The sequence below is a fragment of the Aquabacterium sp. OR-4 genome, assembly GCF_025290835.2.
Classification (GTDB): domain Bacteria; phylum Pseudomonadota; class Gammaproteobacteria; order Burkholderiales; family Burkholderiaceae_C; genus Pseudaquabacterium.
In genome coordinates this window covers 544750-563874 of the sequence record NZ_JAOCQD020000002.1, presented here as the reverse complement: position 1 = coordinate 563874, position 19125 = coordinate 544750, and the positions used below count along the sequence as shown (strand labels likewise).

The window sequence follows — 19125 nt, the reverse complement described above, 5'->3', positions numbered from 1 at the left end:
TGGAGCGGCAATCATCTCGTGGATCGGCGCTGAGATCGGCGGCACGATGGGCGCGGCCATGATGATGTATTCCGTCGAAATCGCGGCCACCGTCGCCGTGGTGTCGTCGGTGGCCGTCACCGCAGACCAGCAGCGCAAGCAAAAGAACCAGTCCCGCGACGCCTACAACGCCAGCCTGCGCGACCGCTACGTGATGGTGCGCGGCGCCACCGAGCCCAGGCAGTTTGTGCTCGGCCGGCAGCGCGTTTCGGGGCCCATCGCGTTTCTTGGCAGCACCGGGGCCCATCGCGAAAAGCTGTGCATGGTCGTGCTGATGGCCGCGCACCAGATCGATGGGTTCGAGCGCTACTACATCGGCGACGAGGTGGCCACCGTCGATGGTGCGGGCAATGTCATCGCCCTGCAGCGCACCGACGAATTCGCCATCAGCACCGCTGCTGCCACCGTCACCATCACCGCAGAGCCGGCCTCGGGCACCGTCAGCGCAGAGGCGGTTTACGGCAGCACAGCCGTGCCGCTCACCGTCACGGCTGTCAGCGGCACCAGCATCAGTGTGGCCGGTGCCACTGCAGGCACCGTGGGCACCCTGGTCATCACGTACCAGCCGGCCAGCAACCCGTGGATGCAGCAGGCGACCGGCATGGATCTGCAGGCCAGTGGTGTGCTGGACAGTTCGGGCAACTGCACCATCGCGCTGGCCGGCGAGCCCGTGGTGGACAGCGTGCGCGCCGTGCTCAGCAACAACCAGACCGGGCAGGACTACCAGGCCACCGACGTGCTTGCGAATGTGTCCATCACCGGCGCAACAGCGTTTGTCAGCGGCCTGTCGGGTGCCATGGCCGGGTATCCGGTGCACATCACCTATCGCACCGAGGCCAGCAGTGCCAGCGTCCCGCGCATGCGCATTCGTGCCTACACCGGCGCCCCCGGGCAGGCTGCCGATGCCGCGTTGATGGCGGCCTTTCCCGGCATCTGGACGGGCTTGCACACGCTCACCGACACCGCGGCGCTGGTGGTCGAGTGCGACTATGACCCTGATGCGTTCCCCGGCGGCTTGCCCAACATCAGCGCCGTGCTGCGCGGCGCACTGCTGTTCGACCCGCGCGACGGTGCCACCCGCTGGAGCGAGAACCCCGCGCTGATGTGCCGCTACGTCGCCACGCACCCGCTGCTGGGCATGCAGCCCGGCAGCGCGGTGGCTGATGCCAACATCGCTGCCCAGGCGACCGTATGCGATGAGGTCAGTGCATACGTGCTGAGCGGCCGCGTGCACACCCGCCCGCGCTACACAGCCGGCCTGGTGGTGAAGGCCGGCGCCAGGCCGGCCGACTACCTGAATGACCTGTGCGACGCCATGGCAGGCGAATGGGTGGTGGTGGATGGCCAGCTGCGGCTGCGCGCTGGCGCGCCAGTGACCCCGCTGCAAACGCTCGATGCATCGTGGTTGGCAGACGGTGAGATCACCGTGCAGGGCCATGCCGCACTGGCTGCCTCGTTCAACGCTGTCACAGGCAAGTTCATCGACGAGGATCGGCACTACCGAGAGCTCGACTATCCCGCAGTGCGCAGTGCCACGTACATCGACGACGACCGTGCCGAGCTACCGCGCGAGATGAGCCTGCCCGCCGTGCCCTTCTCGGGCCAGGCGCAGCAGGTGGCGGCAGTGCGCATGCGGCGCCAGCGCTGGGGCCGCCGCCTCAGCCTGCCTTGCAACATGCGCGCCTTTGCTGTCGAGCCCTTCGACGTGTTGCAGGTGCAACTCGACCGGTTTGGCCTCGCAGGTCAGCAGTTCGAGGTGCTGGATGCGCAGTGGACGCCCGGCGGCATCATCCGCCTCGAGCTGCAGGAGACCGATGCCAGCATCTGGGCCCTCGGATCCAGCTTTGCCGCGGCCGATCCGCAACCCCGGCCCACGCTGCCGTCGCCGTGGTATGTGCCCAGCGTGCAGGGCCTGGCCGCCTACAGCGGCACTGCCGAGCTGCAAACCCAGGCTGATGGCACCGTGGTGAGCACGCTGCGCATCACCTGGACGCCGATCGCTGATCGCTACGTGGTGGAGAGCGGCGGCGGCGTGGAGGTGCGCTACGGCCTGGCCACTGAGCCCGAAAGCACCTGGCGCACCGTGCGCGCGCCCGAGGCGACAGGCACCGTGCGCGTGGCCGATGTGTACGACGGCCGCATGTACCTGATCAAGGCCCGCGCGTACAGCGCCATGGCCAAAGGCCCGTGGTCGGCCACGCTGTTGCATGCCGTGGTGGGCAAGCAGGCCCCGCCCAGCAACGTGGCCAGCTTCGCGGCCAGTGTGTCCAAGGGCCGGGCGGTGTGGAGCTGGGCAGTGCCCGTGGATGCCGACTGGGACGTGATCGAGATCCGTGCCACCAATGCCGACTGGGGCGGCGCCAGCGCGCCGCTGTTCCGCGGCCGCGCCAGCCAGTGGGCCGAGGTGGTGACCGTGGCCGGCACGCTGACGCGCTATGCCCGGCATGTCGACACCACCGGCAATGTGTCGGGCGCCACCGCCACAGCTGTGGCCACTGTGCTGGCCGGCGATCTGGTGCAGGACGGTGCCACCACCTACACCTGGATCGCCTACGCCAACAGCTCGGACGGATCCAGCGGGTTCACCACAGGCGCCTGGAGCGGCCAGACATACCTGGGCGTCGCGACCAACAAGACCAGCGCCACAGAGGGCACGAACCCGGCGGATTACACCTGGAGCCTGATCAAGGGCGAGCAGGGTGATCCCGGCACGCCAGGCGGCACGCTGGTCTACAAAAACACCGTGGCGGGCCCCGTCACGTACAGCACGATCGGCTGACCATGGCAGCAAGTGGCAGACCCAACACCGTGATTTTCACGCCGCCGAGCGCGGGGGTGGTCAAAGTCACCGCCAGTTTCAGCGCGGGCGCCAGTGGTAGCGACTGGGGCGCGGCAGCCCAGGCCATGGTGTTCCTCGAGCAAGGCGGCACGACCACCTACGACGGCGCCACGCCACTGGGCGCTGGGCGCCTGCCGTACAGCCTGGTCGGCACCTTTGCCGTAAGCGCCGGCAGCCCGGTGATCTGTGGGCTCTACGGTGCAGTGACCGGCGCCAGCACCGCCACGTGCTACGACATCACCGTGGTGGCCGAGTTCAACCCGACCTGACAGGACCACACCATGCTAACCACCCTGACCATCGCCGCCACCGCCGCCGCCTACCGCGGCGCCCTGGCCTGGCTCAACAACGCGCCTGCCGGCACGCGGCGCGCCCGCGCTGCCCAGCTGCTGGGCGGTGGCGGCCCCGGCCCGAAATGACCGCCCGGCGCGAGCTGCTGGCCCTGCTGGCCGTGGTGGCCACCTTCTGGGGCTACTACGCACTGAGCGACGATCTGGCCCGCCGCTGGGCCTACTACGCCGCCCAGGGTGCGCTGCTGGCTGGCGCCGGCTGGCTGCTGCGCTGCCGCGCCCGTACCTTTTTTGGCCTGCTCGCCTGCTGCGTTATGCAGTTCGAGGGGGCACAGCAGGCCGCATGCGGCGCGGCGCACATGGCCATGCCGCCGGCCGGTGACGCCTGCGTCAATCTCATCGGGGCTCAGCCGTACCAGGCCCTGCTATCCCTGGCCGCGGCGGCCCTGATCGCCCGGCGCCTCTGGAGACGGCCCCATGACGCCCCAACCGCCGCCGAGTGACGAATCCATCCTGGCCGCGCTGCTGACTGCGGCACTGGGCAGCCTGGCCGCCGTGTACCAGGACGCGGCCATTGTGCTGGTCGGCGCCGTGTTCGGTGGCCTGCTGAGCCTGCAGCGCGCGCCCACGCGGCAGTGGTGGCTGGGCGTGTGGCACCTGGCGCAGTGCCTGGCACTGGCGCTGCTGGTCAGCAACATCGGCGCCACCATCGTGCTGGCCGAGATGCCGGCGCGTTGGCCCGTCGGGCGGCACGATGTGATGGCGCTGGTGGCGCTGGCCATCGCCTGGGCCTGGCCCGACCGGCTGGGCGTGGCCGGTGAGTGGGCCGTGGGGCAGATCAGGCAATGGCTCGAGCGTCGCAATGGGGGCAGTACATGATCCACCTGATCCTGGCGGCGCTGGGCGTCATTGGCCTGGCCCGCGCGCTGTACTGCGCCTGGCAGATGGATGGCCCAGCCGCCGGTGTGCTGCGGCGCGCCAGCAATGCGGCCATGGGTGCGGGATCTGTGGCGTTGCTCTGGGCTGCCTGGGCCGGCCGCCAGTGAGCCAGCATGCCGGGCCCCCGGCATCGGGGTGCATCAGGCGGTGGCCAGGCGGTAGCATTGCCGCGGGCCCCAACGCCCCGAGCGCACCTCCCTGAGCTCGTCGGCAGCGCCGCACCCGCTGCCGTTCCAGCCCCGGCGCCTCATGGCCCGGGGCTGTCTTCTTTGCGGCGGCGCCAGACGCTGGTGGCGCCGTCGTACAGCGGATCGTCGGGCACCTGGCGCTCCTCGCGCGACCACTCCACTGGCTCCGCGTCGGGGTAGGCGGCGCGGGCATCGGCCTCGGTCACGCGGTGGCGCGTCACGCGCCAGTCGCCGGTGGCGGGGTCGCGGATGCGCCAGCGGTACAGGACTAGGGTGCTCATGGCCGGCAATGTGCGCCGGCGGGTGGCTCAGATTCTGCGCCACCTGTTCAGGTGATTGGCGTAGGTTTTGGCGTGAGTTTCAAGAAAACCGCGCCAACTCCCTGGCATATACCCTGCTGCATCATGGGCGTGTGGGCCGACAGGTCGGGCAGGGCGCGGTCAGGCGTGGCGGGCGTGCCAGTCATCTAGGACAGCAAAGCTTGAGGAAGAGGCGGCGTTGGAGAAAACGCGCGGGTTCAGCGCAGTGTCAGCGCAGGTTCGGCACGGCGCAGGGCCAGGGCGTCAGTAGCCGCCCGAGCCGCCACGGCTGCCGCCGCCACCACCCTGGCCGCCGCGGCCGCCCGGGGTCTTGAAGCCGGGCTTGCCGCCCGGGCGCGGGCCGGCGCCAGTTTTGGCCGGCGGACGCCGGTCACCCTGCGGTGCGCCGCGGGCCGGGCCGCGCGGGCCGCCGGGGCCACCGCGATCGCCACGGTCGCCACGGTCACCAAAACCGCCGGTGCGCGGGCCGCGCGGGTCGGCCGGCTTGTGCGTCACCGTGGGCACCGGGCGCGGCGCGCGGGGCGGGCGCTCGGCGCCGGGCTGGGCGTCGCCGTCGGCCTGGCCTTCGGCCGCCGCGGCCTCGGCCTCGACATCGGCCTTGCGGATGCGCACCGGCTTGCGCTCGCGCACGGCCGGCGCGGCGGCGTCGGCCGGCTCGGCGGTGGCCTCGCCGCCCACGCCCAGGGCCGCGGCCAGCGCGGCGGCGGGCTGGTCGGCCGTGCCGTGCTCGCCGGCCTCGGCCGAGGTTTCGTCGTCACGGCTGATGGCGCGCGAGTACGGTGCCAGCAGCGTCACCAGCTGGGCATAGACCTTCGGGTTGCCGGCCACCAGCTCGCGCTGGTACAGGAAATCGGCCTCGCCGGTGAAGTTGCCCACCAGGCCACCGGCCTCGGTGATCATCAGCGAGCCGGCGGCCAGGTCCCAGGGCGACAGGCCGGTCTCGAAGAAGCCGTCGTACCAGCCGGCGGCCACGTAGCACAGGTCGAGCGCGGCCGAGCCCGGGCGGCGCAGGCCGGCGCAGGCCTGCATCACGCTCTCGAACATCTTCAGGTAGCGCTGGAAGTTGTCGCCGCGGCGGAACGGAAAGCCCGTGCCCACCAGCGAATCGGCCAGGCGCACGCGCTTGGACACGCGCAGGCGCCGGTCATTGAGGAACGCGCCACGGCCCTTGGAGGCGTAGAACAGGTCGTTGCGGTTGGGGTCGTACACCACCGCCTGCTCGACCTTGCCGCGGTAGGCGAGGGCGATGGACACCGCGTAGATCGGCAGGCCGTGCAGGAAGTTGGTGGTGCCGTCCAGCGGATCGATGATCCACACATAGTCGCTGTGCTTGGCGCCGTGCTCGCGGCCCGACTCTTCGGCCAGGATGCCGTGGCCGGGGTAGGCCTCGAGCAGGGTTTCGATGATCACGGCCTCGGCCGCGCGGTCGACCTCGCTGACGAAGTCGTTGGGCCCCTTGGAGGTGACCTTCAGCAAGTCCAGATCCTGCGAACCCCGGTTGATGATCGCGCCAGCCGCACGGGCGGCCTTGATCGCGATGTTGAGCATGGGGTGCAGGGATTGCGACATGGGAGATCCTGGAATGCCTGGCGCGCCGTGGATCGCACGGGCGGGCCGGAAAGGAGAGGGGGCCGACGGAAGGAAAGAGCGTTCGCCCGGGTGAAGGCCGACAATCATCGGCCTTGCCCACCCACGAAAACCCGCATTTTAGCTGCCCGTGACCGCCAACACCGATACCCCGCCGCTGCCGCCGCCCGTGAATGGCACACGCTTCGTGCTGGTGCGCACCAGCCACCCCGGCAATGTGGGTGCCGCCGCCCGGGCCATGAAGGTGATGGGCTTTGCCGATCTGGTGCTGGTGCAGCCGCGTTTTGCCGATGTGCTGAGCCAGGAAGAGACGGTGGCCATGGCCAGCGGCGCGGCCGACATCCTGGCCCGCGCACGCATCGTCGACTCGCTCGACCAGGCCCTGGCCGGCGTGACCCATGCCTGCGCCACGGCCATGACGCCGCGCGACTTCGGCCCGCCCACGGTGGCGCCGCGCGCGCACTTCGCGGCGCTGGCCGCGCCGCAGGCACCCGCGCAGGCCGTGGCCTTTGTCTTTGGCAGCGAGCGTTTCGGCATGGCCAACGAGGACGTGTGGCGCTGCCATGCCTGCCTGAGCATTCCCACCCACCCCGATTACGGCAGCCTGAACCTGGCCCAGGCGGTGCAGCTGATCGCCTACGACTGGCGCATGGCGCTGGGCGGCTACCCGGTGCAGCCACGCACCGCCGACGCCGCGCTGGCCGGCGCCGACGAGGTGGCCGGGGCGCTGGCGCACTGGCAGCACACGCTGGCGGCCATCGGCTTTCTCGACCCCGCCGCACCCAAGAAGCTGATGCCGCGCCTGAACCAGCTGCTCAACCGCGCCCAGCTCACGCGCGAGGAGCTGCACATCCTGCGCGGCATCGCGCGCGCGGCCGCCGCAGCGGCCAATGCCGCCGCCAGCAAGGATTGAGCCCCGCCGCTACACTGGCCGCGACTCCTGCTGGAAACGCATCATGTTCAGCCGCCTTCGTGAAGACATCGCCTGCATCCGTGAGCGCGACCCCGCCGCGCGCTCGAATTGGGAGGTGCTCACCTGTTACCCAGGCCTGCATGCGCTGATCTGGCACCGCCTGGCCCACCGCTTCTGGCTGCGCGGCATGCGCTGGCCGGCGCGGTTTCTCTCGCACATCGGCCGCTTTCTCACCGGCATCGAGATCCACCCTGGCGCCACCATCGGCCAGCGCGTGTTCATCGATCACGGCATGGGCGTGGTGATTGGCGAGACCGCCGAGGTCGGCGACGAGTGCACCATCTACCAGGGTGTGACGCTGGGCGGCACCTCGCTCGAGAAAGGCGCCAAGCGCCACCCGACGCTGGGCAGGGGCGTGATCGTCTCGGCCGGCGCCAAGGTGCTGGGCGGTTTCACGGTGGGCGATGGCGCACGCGTGGGCAGCAATGCCGTGCTGCTGCAGCCGGTGCCGGCGGGCGCCACGGCGGTGGGCATTCCGGCGCGCATCGTGCAAAAGAGCGCCGAGGCCACGCGTGAGCAGGTGGCGGCCAAGATGGGCTTCTCGGCCTATGGCGTGACCCAGGGCGACGACCCGGTGGCCCAGGCCATGAAGGGCCTGATCGACAACGCCGCCGGCCACGAGCACCAGATCGCGCTGCTGTGGCGCGCCATCGAGACGCTGTCTTCCGGAGCACGTGAACTGCCAGCCGGTGACTGCGTGCCGCAGGACGCCCACACCACCGAGCGTTTTGACGCTGACGGCCTGAACCGCCTGGTCAAGTAGGGCGCCGATGGCGCGAGGCCAAGGCCGTCGGGTACCGGGCTGACTCCATGCCAGAGCGCAAGCGCTCTGGCGCTCACCAGGCGCAAACAGTCCACTGGACTGTTTGCGTCCGGGTTCGCTCCCCCGGGCCTGCGGCCCTCCTCCTTTACTTACGTCAGCCCGGCACCCGACGCCCTTGTCCCGAGACGGCAGTGACCTGCCTCAGGTGCGTTGGGGCCTCACCGCCGTCTTCGGCCGCCAGGCCTTGGTGAACTCGTCGTCGCACTCGAGGTACGGCCCGCCGATCAGGTCGATGCAGTAGGGCACGGCGGCAAAGATGCCGTGCACCGGACGTTCGGCATGCGGCAAGCCCTGCAGCGTCTCGGCAATGCTCTTGGGCTGGCCGGGCAGGTTGATGATCAGCGCCTTGCCGCGGATCACCGCCACCTGGCGGCTCAGGATGGCCGTGGGCACGAAGTTCAGGCTGATCTGGCGCATCTGCTCGCCAAAACCGGGCATGGGCTTGTCGGCCACGTCCAGGGTGGCTTCGGGCGTCACGTCGCGCGGCGCCGGGCCGGTGCCGCCGGTGGTCAGCACCAGGTCGCACTTCACCTCATCCACCAGTTCGCGCAGCGTGGCGGCAATCGTCTCGCGATCGTCGGGAATCAGCCGCGGCTGCCAGGTGATCGGGTTCTTCAGCGCCTTGCCCAGCCAGTCCTGCAGCGCCGGGATGCCCTTGTCCTCGTAGATGCCGGTGGAGGCGCGGTCGCTGATCGAGACCACGCCGACGGTCACCGCATCGTGCTGTTCAGTCGTCGTGCTCATCGTCGTCTTCGCTCGATTCTTCGGGGTTGGCGGCGCCATCGGCGGCGGCCAGGTACGGCTTGATGAACTGGAACAGCGCGCGGTAGCCGCGGCCGTTGCGTTTTTCAGGCGCGGCGGCGGCGTCGGTGCGCGCGGCGCGCACCAGGCTGCGCAGCTGCTGCAGGTCGCTGCCCGGGAACTCTTGCGCCCAGCGGGTCACGGCCTCGTCGTTGGCCACCATCTCGTCGCGCCAGCGTTCGGTGTTGTGCAGGCGCAGCGTGTCCTTGGCCGAGCCGAGCTTGTAGGCCGCCACCGCCTCGCGCAGCGGTGCCTCGTCGGCAAAGCGCATCTGCTTGCCCACGTACTGCAGCTGGCGGCGCCGGCCCTCGTGGCTGCGCGTGCGGCGCAGTTCGTCGAGGGCGTTGCGCAGGCCCTCGGGCATGTCGAGCGCGGCCAGGCGGCTGGCCGGCAGCTCGGACAGCTCGACGCCCAGCTTCTGCAGATCGTGGGCCTGCTGCTTCAGCCGGGTCTTGCTGGGGCGGCCGGTTTCGATGGCGATGCCTTCGAGGCCGGCGGTTTCTTCGGGGAGGGCGTCGGTGGGACGTTGCCGCATGGGGCTCTGGCAGGGTGGGTGGGGTGGCTATGATTGTCTCTTACCTCCGCCGCCCCCCCAACCGCCGCGCCGCGCGTCAACAAGAGTCACCAAGAACACCCCATGTCCGGATCCACCACCTCCCAGGGCTTCGCCTTCGACCGCGAGCAGTTCCAGCAGATCATCGAGGACACGCTGGACATCGCGAAGGGCCTGGGGGCCAGCGACGCCGGCGCCGAGGTCAGCGAGGGCGCGGGCCTGTCGGTCTCAGTGCGCAAGGGCGAGCTCGAGAACGTGGAGCGCAACCGCGACAAGAGCCTGGGCGTCACCGTCTACCTGGGCCAGCGCCGCGGCAATGCCAGCACCAGCGATTTCTCGCGCGCCGCCATCGAGCAGACGGTGCGCGCCGCCTACGACATCGCCCGCTTCACCGCCGAAGACCCCGCCGCCGGCCTGCCCGAGGCCGAAGACCTGGCCACGCCCGATGTGGCGGGCATGGACCTCGACCTGTTCTACCCCTGGGCGCTGAACGCCGACACCGCGGCCGAGCTGGCGCGGCGCAGCGAGGACGCGGCCTTTGCCACCCATCCGCGCATCAGCAACAGCGAAGGGGCGGGCGTGTCGGCGCAGCAATCGCACTTCTGGGCCGGCAACTCGCGCGGCTTTCGCGGCGGTTATGCCAGCTCGCGGCATTCGATCTCGGTGGCGCCGATCGCCACCCACCGCCGCGACATGCAGCGCGACGCCTGGTACACCTCGGTGCGCGACCCGCTCGAGCTGGCCGCGCCCGAGGCCGTGGGCCGCTATGCCGCCGAGCGCGCGCTGTCGCGCCTGAACGCCCGCAAGATCGCCACCTGCGAGGTGCCGGTGCTGTTCGAGAACACGCTGGCCGCCGGCATGATCAGCGCGCTGGTGCAGGCCACCAGCGGCGGTGCGCTGTACCGCCGCGCCACCTACCTGCTCGACAGCCTGGGCCAGGCGGTGATGGCCGATCACCTGGATCTCGACGAGCAGCCGCACATCCGCAAGGGCAAGGGCAGCGCGCCTTTCGACGACGAGGGCGTCACCACCCGGCAGCGCCGCGTGGTGCAGGCCGGCGTGCTGCAGGGCTACTTCCTGTCGAGCTACTCGGCGCGCAAGCTGGGGCTCAAGACCACCGGCCACGCCGGCGGCTCGCAGAACCTGCGCCTGTCGAGCCGGCTCACCCAGCCGGGCGACCACCTCGAGCAGATGCTGCGCAAGCTGGGCCGCGGCCTGTTTGTCACCGAGCTGATGGGCCAGGGGGTCAACGGCGTCACCGGCGACTACTCGCGCGGCGCGGCCGGCTTCTGGGTCGAGGGCGGCCGCATCGTGCACCCGGTGCACGAGGTCACCATTGCCGGCAACCTGAAGGACATGCTGCGCGGCATCGTGGCGCTGGGCGCCGACGAGTACGTGTCGGGTGGCAAGCGCGTCGGCTCGCTGCTGCTCGAGCGCATGAAGGTCGCCGGCAGCTGAACGGCCAACGCATCCAGCCGGCGCTGGATCAGGGCTTACCCTTGATTCCGCGCTGCGGCACGGCCATCTTCAGGTAACTGCAAGCTGGCCTGGCCGAGACTCCCGCCCGACTCGGCGCCACCTTTGCGGCGCTGCCATTCAGACGAGGAGATCCCGCATGGAACGCCGTTCATTCGTACGCAGCGCTGGCCTGGCCGGCATCCTGGCCGCTGGCGCCGCACCGGCCGTGGTGCAGGCCCAGGCCCAGATCCGCTGGCGCCTGGCGTCGAGCTTCCCGAAGTCGCTCGACACGATCTACGGCGGTGCCGACGAGTTTGCCAAGAAGGTCGGCGAGCTGACCGGCGGCAAGTTCCAGATCTCGGTGCACTCGGCCGGTGAGCTGATGCCCGCCTTCGGCGTGGTCGATGGCGTGCAGAACGGCACCGTCGAAGCCTGCCACACCGTGCCGTACTACTTCTTCGGCAAGGACGAGGCCTTTGCGCTGGGCGCGGCCATTCCGTTCGGCATGAACAGCCGCCAGATGACGGCCTGGATGCTGGAAGGCAACGGCCTGAAGCTGATGCGCGAGTTCTACGCGCAGTACAACATCATCAGCTTCCCGTGCGGCAACACCGGCGCCCAGATGGCCGGCTGGTACCGCAAGGAGGTCAAGAGCGCGGCCGATGTGAAGGGCCTGAAGTTCCGCATCGGCGGCTTTGCCGGCAAGGTGCTTGAGCGCATGGGCGGCGTGCCGCAGAACATCCCCGGCGGCGAGATCTACCAGTCGCTCGAAAAGGGCACCATCGACGCCGCCGAGTGGATCGGCCCGTACGACGACCAGAAGCTGGGCTTCAACAAGGTGGCGCCGTACTACGCCTACCCGGCCTGGTGGGAAGGCGGCCCGCAGATCGACCTGTTCGTCAACCAGAAGGCCTATGCCGCGCTGTCGGCCGAGTACAAGGCCGTGGTCGAGTGCGCGGCCACCTACGCGCACGTGGACATGCAGGCCAAGTACGACGGCAAGAACCCCGGCGCGCTCAAGCAGCTGGTGGCCAACGGCACCAAGCTGTACCGCCTGCCCAAGGACGTGATGGAACTGGCGTTCAAGGAATCGATGGCCCTGTACAGCGAGCTCAGCGGCAAGAACCCGAACTGGAAGAAGATCTACGCCGACTTCTCGAACTTCCGGCGCGATCAGAACCTGTGGTTCCGCTTTGCCGAGTCGGGTTTCGACGACTTCATGCAATCGCAAAAGCTCTGAGGCAGCGCGCGGCTGGGCGCCCCTGACGGGTGCCTGCACCAGCCTGATCGTTGGCCCCTTCGCAAGCCCCGCCGGCCGGCAACGGCCCCGGGGCTTTTGGCGTTTTCGCGCCTGGGGCCGGGGCGCCAGCCAGCGCCCGTCCGGCGTGGCCGAACCAAGGGCTTTCACCCCGTCGGACGCCCGGAACGGCTCCCTAGAATGTGGCGACCGTGCAGAACCGTTCTGCATTTCTACCCATGTCCTCGAGAGGAGACCGATCAATGGAACGTCGTTCGTTTGTTCGTGGTGCCGGCCTGGCCGGTGTGCTGGCTGCCGGCGTGGCGCCGGCCGTGGTGCACGCCCAGGCTCAGGTGCGCTGGCGCCTGGCCTCGAGCTTTCCGAAGTCGCTCGACACGATCTTCGGCGCGGCCGATGTGTTTGCCGCCAAGGTGAAGGATTTGTCGGGTGGCAAGTTCACCATCTCCACCCATGCCGCCGGCGAGCTGATGCCGGCCTTCGGCGTGGTGGATGGCGTGCAGAACGGCACCGTCGAGGCCTGCCACACCGCGCCGTACTACTTCTTCGGCAAGGACGAGACCTTTGCGCTGGGCTGCGCCGTGCCCTTCGGCCTGAACAGCCGCCAGATGACCGCCTGGATGTACGAAGGCAACGGCCTGAAGCTGATGCGCGAGTTCTACAAGCAGTACAACATCGTCAACTTCCCGGCCGGCAACACCGGTGCCCAGATGGGCGGCTGGTACCGCAAGGAAGTCAAGAGCGCGGCCGACATGAAGGGCCTGAAGATGCGCATCGGCGGCTTTGCCGGCAAGGTGGCCGAGCGCATGGGCGCGGTGCCGCAGAACATTCCGGGCGGCGAGATCTACGCGGCGCTGGAGAAGGGCACCATCGACTCGGCCGAGTGGATCGGCCCGTATGACGACCAGAAGCTCGGCTTCAACAAGGTGGCCCCGTTCTACGCCTACCCCGGCTGGTGGGAGGGCGGCCCGCAGCTCGACGTGTTCGTCAACCAGAAGGCCTACGACGCGCTCTCGTCCGAGTACAAGGCCATCGTCGAGTGTGCGGCCACCTTCGCCCACGTCGAGATGCAGGCCAAGTACGACGCCAAGAACCCGGCGGCGCTCAAGCAGCTGGTGGCCGGCGGCACCAAGCTGTTCCGCTTCCCGAAGGACGTGATGGACCTGGCCTTCAAGGAGGCGCTGGCCCTGTACAGCGACCTGAGCGCCAAGAACCCGAACTGGAAGAAGGTGTACGAGGACTACGCCAACTTCCGCCGCGACCAGAACCTGTGGTTCCGCTTCGCCGAAGCCAGCTTCGACGACTTCATGCAGGCCCAGAAGCTCTGAGCGGCGGCCATGAAAAAGGGCCCTGCCTCGCGGCAGGGCCCTTTTGCTTTTACTTTCGCCTGTGCGTTGGCGGTTGCTTCGGCGGCGGCGCCCCGGGGCAGGGCGCCGCGGCACCGGTCAGGGCTTCTTGTCCTGCTGCAGGCTGCGCTTGACGGCCTCCATCGGGTCTTCCTCGGCGGCGGCGGGCGCGGCCGCCGATGCGGCGCCTGCCGGAGCCGACGCCGCGGCCTTGCCGGCCGGGTCCAGGCCGAACAGCTCGCGCACGTTCTCCTCGGCCTTGGCGCCGGGCGCCTGGTCCTGGCTCATCTGCTCGAGCTGGCTGTTGGCCTTGTCGATGTCGACGACCTGCGGCTTGTCGAGGAAGGCGGTCACCGTCTCGGGCACGAAGATCACCACCACCACCAGCACCAGCTGCATCACCACCCACGGAATGGCGCCGAGGTAGATGTCCTTGGACTCGACCTTGCGCGGCAGGGCCTTGTTCTTGAACAGCGTGTCGGAGATGCCGCGCAGGTAGAACAGCGCAAAGCCGAAGGGCGGGTGCATGAACGAGGTCTGCATGTTCACGCACAGCAGCACGCCGAACCAGATCAGGTCGATGCCCAGCTTGTCGGCCACCGGTGCCAGCAGCGGCAGGATGATGAAGGCGATCTCGAAGAAGTCGAGGAAGAAGGCCAGGAAGAAGATGAAGATGTTGACCGCGATGAGGAAGCCGGTCTGGCCGCCGGGCAGGCCCGAGAGCATGTGCTCGATCCAGATCGCGCCATCCACGCCCTGGAAGACCAGCGAGAACACCCGCGAGCCGATCAGGATGAACACCACCATGGCGGTGATGCGCATGGTGCCGAGCATGGTGTCCTTGAGCAGCGACCAGCTCAGGCGGCGGTGGATGCCGGCCAGCACCAGGGCCCCCACGGCGCCCATCGCGCCGGCCTCGGTGGGCGTGCAGATGGCGGTGTTGATGCCGGGCAGGCCGCCCATGCTGCCCAGCACGGCAAAGATCAGGAAGGCCGACGGCACGATGCCGCGCAGGCACTTCTTCCACAGATCCCAGCCCTGCAGCGTGCGCGCTTCCTTGGGCACGCCGGGCAGGTAGTCAGGCCGCACGCGGGTGAGGATGAAGGTGTAGAGCGCGAAGATCAGCACCTGCAGGATGCTGGGGCCCCAGGCACCCTTGTACATGTCGCCCACGCTCTTGCCGAGCTGGTCGGCCAGCACCACCAGCACCAGGCTGGGCGGCACCAGCTGGGTGATGGTGCCGCTGGCGGCCAATACGCCGGTGGCGTAGCGCATGTTGTAGCCGTAGCGCATCATCACCGGCAGGCTGATCATGGCCATGGCGATCACCTGGCCGGCCACCGTGCCGGTGATGGCGCCGAGGATGAAGCCGACGATGATCACCGAGTAGCCCAGGCCACCGCGCACCGGGCCGAAGAGCTGGCCCATCGAATCGAGCATGTCCTCGGCCAGGCCGCACTTCTCGAGGATGGAGCCCATCAGCGTGAAGAACGGAATGGCCAGCAGCAGCTCGTTGCTGAGGATGCCGAACACATTGAGTGGCAGCGCACTCAGGAACTCGGGCTGGAACCAGCCCATGTGCACCGCAAAGAAGCCGCAGCCCAGGCCCAGCGCGGCCAGCGAGAACGCGACCGGAAAGCCAATCAGCAGCGTGACGATGAGCCCGCCGAACATGATCGGCGCGAAGTTCTCCATGGCGATCATTGCAGGGGCCTCTCGTAGTGGAACTCGCCGTTGTATTTATGGGCCAGCCAGGCCACCCGCTTGATGATCTCGGACACACCCTGCAGCAGCACCAGCGAGAAGCCCAGCGGCAGCAGCAGCATGGCCGGCCAGCGGATCAGGCCGCCGGCGTTGCTGGACATCTCCTTGCTGATGAACATCTTCATGAACAGCGGCCAGGAGTAATGGATCATCACCAGCATCACCGGCACCAGGAACAGGCAGAAGCCGGCCAGGTCGATCAGCGCCTGGCCCTTGCCGCTGAAGCGGCCGTAGACCACATCGACGCGCACATGCTCGTTGACGCGCAGCACCTGCGCGGCGCCCAGCATCACGCAGGCCGCGAACAGGTACCACTGGATCTCCAGCAGGCCGTTGGAGCTGTTGTCGAAGGCGTAGCGGAAGGCGGCGTTGCCGGCACTGATCAGGCACGACAGCAGCACCGCCCACTTGGCCAGCACGCCGAAACGATCGGTCAGCCAATCGATCGCTTCGGAAAGTCTCAGAAGTGGGGACATGTCACCTCCAGAAAATGTTGTTGGTTGGACGTCTTGCGACGCGGCACGGGTGGGCGTGGCCAGGCCCCTGCGTCGCTGCAGTCGGCAAATGTAAGGATGCAAGCCTGAACGACAGTTGAAAGTTCACGGCCGCTAGGGAAAGCACCAGGGGCCGGGGCGCTGCCGGGCCCAAGGGCCGACACCGCGCTGTGGCGGGCGATGCGAGGTCAATCGCAGCGGTCGCCGGCCATGGCCAGCATGCGGCCGTCGGCGGCCTCGATCCAGCCGCGCGCGCGCAGGCGCTCGGGCTGCGCGCCCGCGGGCCAGCGCAGGGCCTGCAGGTGGCTCAGCGGCTGGCCGGCGCGCAGGGCCTGCAGCGGCAGCGGGCCGGCCACGCTGCGCACCAGCTGGCGCGGCAGGGCCGAGCCCTCCTGGCCGGCCGGCAGGTGCTCCACCAGCGCCAGCCAGGCCGTGCTGCCGGCCGGCAGCCGCGTGGCCTGGGTCACCGCCACGCGCAGCTGCAGGCCGAAGTAGCCCTGCCAGGCCGGGCCCGAGCTCACGCGCAGCGCCAGGCCCGGCCACGGCCGCTGCGCGCGGCGCTCGGCTTGCCGCTGGTTCGGGCCCGGCGCAGCGGCCTCGGCCGGCAGGCCGGCGCGCTGGCTGCGCTCGCTGGCCTCGGGCAGGGCGGCGGCGGCCATCGCCGCGTCGGCGCCGCGCGGCAGCAGCCAGTCCAGCGTCCAGCGGCGGGCAGGGGCGGGGGCGGCGGCAAGGCTGTCGGGGCCGGCCCCGTCGCCCCCGCCCAGCGCCGCGGCCCAGCAATCCGCACAGTCGGCGGTGATGAAGCGTTCGATGCCGCCCGCCGTGGCGGCCGGGCAGGCCCGGCGGGCCAGGGCCGGGGCGGGCGTCCGGGCGGCCAGGGCCGGCTGTGCAAGCGCGGCGGCCAGCAGCCACCCCCCTCCTAGAATCCACCGATGCATGCGCCGCCCTTTCACGATGATGTTCCCCCGACCTCCGGTGCGTCCGGCACCGGCTCGCTGCTCAAGGGCCTGAACCCCGAGCAGCTGGCGGCGGTGACCCTGCCCGCCGAGCCGGGGCTGATTCTGGCCGGTGCCGGCTCGGGCAAGACCCGCGTGCTCACCACCCGCATCGCCTGGCTGATGGCCACCGGCCAGGTGGGCCCGGGCGGGCTGATGGCCGTGACCTTCACCAACAAGGCCGCCAAGGAGATGCTCACCCGGCTGAGCGCCATGCTGCCGGTGCCCGTGCGCGGCATGTGGATCGGCACCTTCCACGGCCTGTGCAACCGCTTCCTGCGCGCGCACTGGAAGCTGGCCGGCCTGCCGCAGGGCTTCCAGATCCTGGACACCGGCGATCAGCTCTCGGCCGTCAAACGCATCATCAAGGCCATGAACCTGGATGACCAGCGCTTCGTGCCCAAGCAGGTGAGCTGGTTCATCGCCGCGCGCAAGGAGGAGGGCGAGCGCCCCGGCGACGTGGATGCGCACGACCCCAACACCCGCACCATGGTCGAGGTGTACCGCGCCTACGAAGACCAGTGCCACCGCGAGGGCGTGGTCGACTTTGCCGAGCTGATGCTGCGCACCTACGAGCTGCTGCGCGACAACCCCTCGCTGCGCGAGCACTACCAGCACCGCTTCGCGCATGTGCTGGTGGATGAGTTTCAAGACACCAACCGCCTGCAGTACCGCTGGCTGAAGATGTTTGCGCCGCCCGAGAACAGCGGCGACCGCGCCCGCGGCAGCCTGCGCCAGAGCGTGTTTGCGGTGGGCGACGACGACCAGAGCATCTACGCCTTCCGCGGCGCGCAGGTGGGCAACATGGCCGACTTCGAGCGCGAGTACCGCGTGCGCCACATGATCAAGCTGGAGCGCAACTACCGCAGCTTCGGCAACATCCTCGACAGCGCCAATGCGCTGATCGCCCACAACGCCAAGCGCCTGGGCAAGAACCTCAGCACCGAGGCCGGCCCCGGCGAGCCGGTGCGCGTGCACGAGGCCACCAGCGACTACGCCGAGGCCCAGTGGCTGCTGGAAGAAGCGCAGGGCCTGCACCGCGGCGGCCTGGCGCGCATCGAGATCGCCATCCTGTACCGCAGCAATGCGCAGAGCCGGGTGCTGGAAAGCGCGCTGTTCAATGCCGGCGTGCCCTACCGCGTGTACGGCGGCCTGCGCTTTTTCGAGCGTGCCGAGGTCAAGCATGCGCTGGCCTACCTGCGCCTGATCGAGAACCCCAACGACGACACCAGCTACCTGCGGGTGGTGAACTTTCCCACCCGCGGCATCGGCACGCGCACCATGGAGCTGCTGCAGGACGCCGCGCGCCAGAGCGGCCGCAGCCTGTACCAGAGCGTGGCCGCGGTGGCGGGCAAGGGCGGTGCCAACCTGCTGGGCTTCAACGGCCTGATCGACGGCCTGCGCGAGCGCACCCGCGGCCTCACGCTGCGCGAGATCATCGAGCAGATGCTGGCCAGCTCGGGCCTGGTCGACTTCTACCGCACCGAGAAGGAAGGCCAGGACCGCATCGAGAACCTCGATGAACTGGTCAACGCGGCCGAGGCCTTCGTCACCCAGGAGGGCTTTGGCAAGGATGCCGTGGCCCTGCCGGTGGACGAGATCGGCCCCGGCACGCTGGCCGCCGGCAGCGATGGCGCGGCGCCGGCCCCGGCCGCCCCGCTGGCGCCCGATGCCGAGACCGGCGAGATCATGTCGCCGCTGGCGGCCTTTCTGACCCATGCGGCGCTGGAGGCCGGCGACAACCAGGCCCAGGCCGGGCAGGACGCCATCCAGCTGATGACCGTGCACTCGGCCAAGGGCCTGGAGTTCGACGCGGTGTTCATCACCGGGCTGGAAGAAAGCCTGTTCCCGCACGAAAACGCGATGAGCGACACCGACGGCCTGGAAGAAGAGCGCCGGCTGATGTACGTGGCCATCACCCGGGCACGCAAGCGCCTGTACCTCAGCTACAGCCAGACCCGGCTGCTGCATGGCCAGACGCGCTACAACGTCAAGAGCCGCTTCCTGGACGAGCTGCCCGAGGGCGCGCTGAAGTGGCTGACCCCGCGCCACCAGGGCTTTGGCTCGGGCTATGCCAAGGAGTACCAGCAGGCCTGGCAGCGCGGCAGCGGCCCGGGCGGCATCGTCGGCGCCGGCCGGCAGGACGCGCGCTCGAACGCCCGCGACGGCGACCGCCCCGCCTGGGGTGGCCGCGACGGCTACGGCGCCGGCCGCGACGCGCCGATGATGGGCGGCGGCCCGGTGCCCACCGCCATGGCCAACGCCCAGGCCGCCAAGTCGGGCCACGGCCTGCGCGTGGGCCAGTCGGTGTTCCACACCAAGTTCGGCGAAGGCGTGGTGATCACGCTGGAAGGCTCTGGCGCCGACGCGCGTGCCCAGGTCAACTTCGGCCGCCACGGGCCGAAGTGGCTGGCGTTGGCGGTGGCGAAGCTGACGCCGGTGGATTGACCGGCGGCGAGTC

18 protein-coding genes and 1 pseudogene are annotated in these 19125 nt (G+C 69.6%); 12 read left to right on the top strand and 7 right to left on the bottom strand.

The window, feature by feature from the left end; translation table 11 throughout:
* The first annotated feature begins 58 nt into the window (after positions 1 to 58).
* Genes N4G63_RS14765 through N4G63_RS14740 form a run of 6 tightly spaced genes read left to right on the top strand, consistent with a single transcriptional unit; the run spans position 59 to position 4214 of the window.
* On the top strand, positions 59 to 2818 hold the full coding sequence (locus N4G63_RS14765) for a phage tail protein (RefSeq protein WP_314599868.1): 2760 nt from the start codon (positions 59 to 61) through the stop codon (positions 2816 to 2818).
* A gap of 56 nt (positions 2819 to 2874) precedes the next feature.
* Positions 2875 to 3147 carry a hypothetical protein gene (locus N4G63_RS14760; RefSeq protein WP_260786223.1) on the top strand — a complete coding sequence of 91 codons (273 nt, stop codon included), beginning with the start codon at positions 2875 to 2877 and terminating at the stop codon, positions 3145 to 3147.
* A gap of 12 nt (positions 3148 to 3159) precedes the next feature.
* The gene (locus N4G63_RS14755) at positions 3160 to 3297 is read left to right on the top strand and encodes a hypothetical protein (RefSeq protein ID WP_260786222.1); all 138 of its coding nucleotides are present in this window, start codon (positions 3160 to 3162) and stop codon (positions 3295 to 3297) included.
* Positions 3294 to 3671 carry a hypothetical protein gene (locus N4G63_RS14750; RefSeq protein ID WP_314599867.1) on the top strand — a complete coding sequence of 126 codons (378 nt, stop codon included), beginning with the start codon at positions 3294 to 3296 and terminating at the stop codon, positions 3669 to 3671. The genes N4G63_RS14755 and N4G63_RS14750 overlap by 4 nt, the downstream gene beginning before the upstream one ends.
* Positions 3646 to 4047, top strand: a complete 402-nt coding sequence (locus tag N4G63_RS14745; RefSeq protein WP_260786220.1) for a hypothetical protein — start codon at positions 3646 to 3648, stop codon at positions 4045 to 4047. The genes N4G63_RS14750 and N4G63_RS14745 overlap by 26 nt, the downstream gene beginning before the upstream one ends.
* Positions 4044 to 4214 carry a hypothetical protein gene (locus N4G63_RS14740; RefSeq protein ID WP_260786219.1) on the top strand — a complete coding sequence of 57 codons (171 nt, stop codon included), beginning with the start codon at positions 4044 to 4046 and terminating at the stop codon, positions 4212 to 4214. The genes N4G63_RS14745 and N4G63_RS14740 overlap by 4 nt, the downstream gene beginning before the upstream one ends.
* 140 nt (positions 4215 to 4354) lie before the next feature.
* Here the strand turns inward: N4G63_RS14740 and N4G63_RS14735 are convergent, their stop codons facing one another.
* On the bottom strand, positions 4355 to 4576 hold the full coding sequence (locus tag N4G63_RS14735) for a hypothetical protein (protein ID WP_260786218.1): 222 nt from the start codon (positions 4574 to 4576) through the stop codon (positions 4355 to 4357).
* A 627-nt stretch (positions 4577 to 5203) separates the two neighbouring features.
* A pseudogene (locus N4G63_RS14730) lies at positions 5204 to 6184 on the bottom strand (inositol monophosphatase family protein); the annotation flags it as partial.
* Positions 6185 to 6332: 148 nt separating this feature from the next.
* Between N4G63_RS14730 and N4G63_RS14725 the strand changes: the two are divergent.
* Complete coding sequence (locus tag N4G63_RS14725; RefSeq protein ID WP_314599866.1) at positions 6333 to 7115, top strand: RNA methyltransferase; 783 nt, start codon at positions 6333 to 6335, stop codon at positions 7113 to 7115.
* Positions 7116 to 7158: 43 nt separating this feature from the next.
* Positions 7159 to 7938 carry a serine O-acetyltransferase gene (cysE, locus tag N4G63_RS14720; protein WP_260786216.1) on the top strand — a complete coding sequence of 260 codons (780 nt, stop codon included), beginning with the start codon at positions 7159 to 7161 and terminating at the stop codon, positions 7936 to 7938.
* A gap of 201 nt (positions 7939 to 8139) precedes the next feature.
* Here cysE and mog read toward each other — a convergent pair whose 3' ends face one another.
* Together mog and yjgA are read right to left on the bottom strand one after the other, a co-directional pair.
* A complete protein-coding gene (mog, locus tag N4G63_RS14715) occupies positions 8140 to 8742 on the bottom strand; it encodes a molybdopterin adenylyltransferase (protein WP_260786215.1) in 603 nt (200 codons plus the stop codon).
* Entirely contained in the window at positions 8726 to 9334 is a 609-nt protein-coding gene (yjgA, locus tag N4G63_RS14710) for a ribosome biogenesis factor YjgA (protein WP_260786214.1), read from the bottom strand. The genes mog and yjgA overlap by 17 nt, the downstream gene beginning before the upstream one ends.
* Before the next feature lie 102 nt (positions 9335 to 9436).
* Here yjgA and pmbA point away from each other — a divergent pair, with 102 nt between their 5' ends.
* The 3 genes from pmbA (at position 9437) to N4G63_RS14695 (ending at position 13393) form a co-directional block, all read left to right on the top strand.
* Positions 9437 to 10810: a metalloprotease PmbA gene (gene pmbA / locus N4G63_RS14705; protein ID WP_314599865.1), complete on the top strand. Its 1374-nt coding sequence runs from the start codon at positions 9437 to 9439 to the stop codon at positions 10808 to 10810.
* A 157-nt stretch (positions 10811 to 10967) separates the two neighbouring features.
* Positions 10968 to 12050, top strand: coding sequence for a TRAP transporter substrate-binding protein (locus N4G63_RS14700; RefSeq protein ID WP_260786212.1), 1083 nt, complete (start codon positions 10968 to 10970; stop codon positions 12048 to 12050).
* 260 nt (positions 12051 to 12310) lie between these two features.
* Complete coding sequence (locus tag N4G63_RS14695) at positions 12311 to 13393, top strand: TRAP transporter substrate-binding protein (protein ID WP_260786211.1); 1083 nt, start codon at positions 12311 to 12313, stop codon at positions 13391 to 13393.
* 117 nt (positions 13394 to 13510) lie between these two features.
* Here N4G63_RS14695 and N4G63_RS14690 read toward each other — a convergent pair whose 3' ends face one another.
* The 3 genes from N4G63_RS14690 to N4G63_RS14680 form a co-directional block, all read right to left on the bottom strand.
* Entirely contained in the window at positions 13511 to 15112 is a 1602-nt protein-coding gene (locus N4G63_RS14690) for a TRAP transporter large permease (RefSeq protein ID WP_260786709.1), read from the bottom strand.
* Positions 15112 to 15651: a TRAP transporter small permease subunit gene (locus N4G63_RS14685; RefSeq protein ID WP_260786210.1), complete on the bottom strand. Its 540-nt coding sequence runs from the start codon at positions 15649 to 15651 to the stop codon at positions 15112 to 15114. Before N4G63_RS14685 ends, N4G63_RS14690 begins: the two co-directional genes overlap by 1 nt.
* A 206-nt stretch (positions 15652 to 15857) precedes the next feature.
* Positions 15858 to 16607, bottom strand: a complete 750-nt coding sequence (locus N4G63_RS14680) for a hypothetical protein (RefSeq protein WP_314599864.1) — start codon at positions 16605 to 16607, stop codon at positions 15858 to 15860.
* Between N4G63_RS14680 and N4G63_RS14675 the strand changes: the two genes are divergently transcribed.
* On the top strand, positions 16602 to 19112 hold the full coding sequence (locus N4G63_RS14675) for a UvrD-helicase domain-containing protein (protein WP_314599863.1): 2511 nt from the start codon (positions 16602 to 16604) through the stop codon (positions 19110 to 19112). The two genes, N4G63_RS14680 and N4G63_RS14675, sit on opposite strands and share 6 nt — an antisense overlap.
* The last annotated feature ends 13 nt before the right edge of the window (positions 19113 to 19125 follow it).

Coding starts and splice junctions, on each gene's coding strand:
- N4G63_RS14765 (WP_314599868.1), top strand. CDS start 59: ATGATGATGTATTCCGTCGAAATCGCGGCCACCGTCGCCGTGGTGTCG.
- N4G63_RS14755 (WP_260786222.1), top strand. CDS start 3,160: ATGCTAACCACCCTGACCATCGCCGCCACCGCCGCCGCCTACCGCGGC.
- N4G63_RS14750 (WP_314599867.1), top strand. CDS start 3,294: ATGACCGCCCGGCGCGAGCTGCTGGCCCTGCTGGCCGTGGTGGCCACC.
- N4G63_RS14745 (WP_260786220.1), top strand. CDS start 3,646: ATGACGCCCCAACCGCCGCCGAGTGACGAATCCATCCTGGCCGCGCTG.
- N4G63_RS14740 (WP_260786219.1), top strand. CDS start 4,044: ATGATCCACCTGATCCTGGCGGCGCTGGGCGTCATTGGCCTGGCCCGC.
- N4G63_RS14735 (WP_260786218.1), bottom strand. CDS start 4,576: ATGAGCACCCTAGTCCTGTACCGCTGGCGCATCCGCGACCCCGCCACC.
- cysE (WP_260786216.1), top strand. CDS start 7,159: ATGTTCAGCCGCCTTCGTGAAGACATCGCCTGCATCCGTGAGCGCGAC.
- mog (WP_260786215.1), bottom strand. CDS start 8,742: ATGAGCACGACGACTGAACAGCACGATGCGGTGACCGTCGGCGTGGTC.
- yjgA (WP_260786214.1), bottom strand. CDS start 9,334: ATGCGGCAACGTCCCACCGACGCCCTCCCCGAAGAAACCGCCGGCCTC.
- pmbA (WP_314599865.1), top strand. CDS start 9,437: ATGTCCGGATCCACCACCTCCCAGGGCTTCGCCTTCGACCGCGAGCAG.
- N4G63_RS14700 (WP_260786212.1), top strand. CDS start 10,968: ATGGAACGCCGTTCATTCGTACGCAGCGCTGGCCTGGCCGGCATCCTG.
- N4G63_RS14695 (WP_260786211.1), top strand. CDS start 12,311: ATGGAACGTCGTTCGTTTGTTCGTGGTGCCGGCCTGGCCGGTGTGCTG.
- N4G63_RS14685 (WP_260786210.1), bottom strand. CDS start 15,651: ATGTCCCCACTTCTGAGACTTTCCGAAGCGATCGATTGGCTGACCGAT.
- N4G63_RS14675 (WP_314599863.1), top strand. CDS start 16,602: ATGCATGCGCCGCCCTTTCACGATGATGTTCCCCCGACCTCCGGTGCG.
- N4G63_RS14680 (WP_314599864.1), bottom strand. CDS start 16,607: ATGCATCGGTGGATTCTAGGAGGGGGGTGGCTGCTGGCCGCCGCGCTT.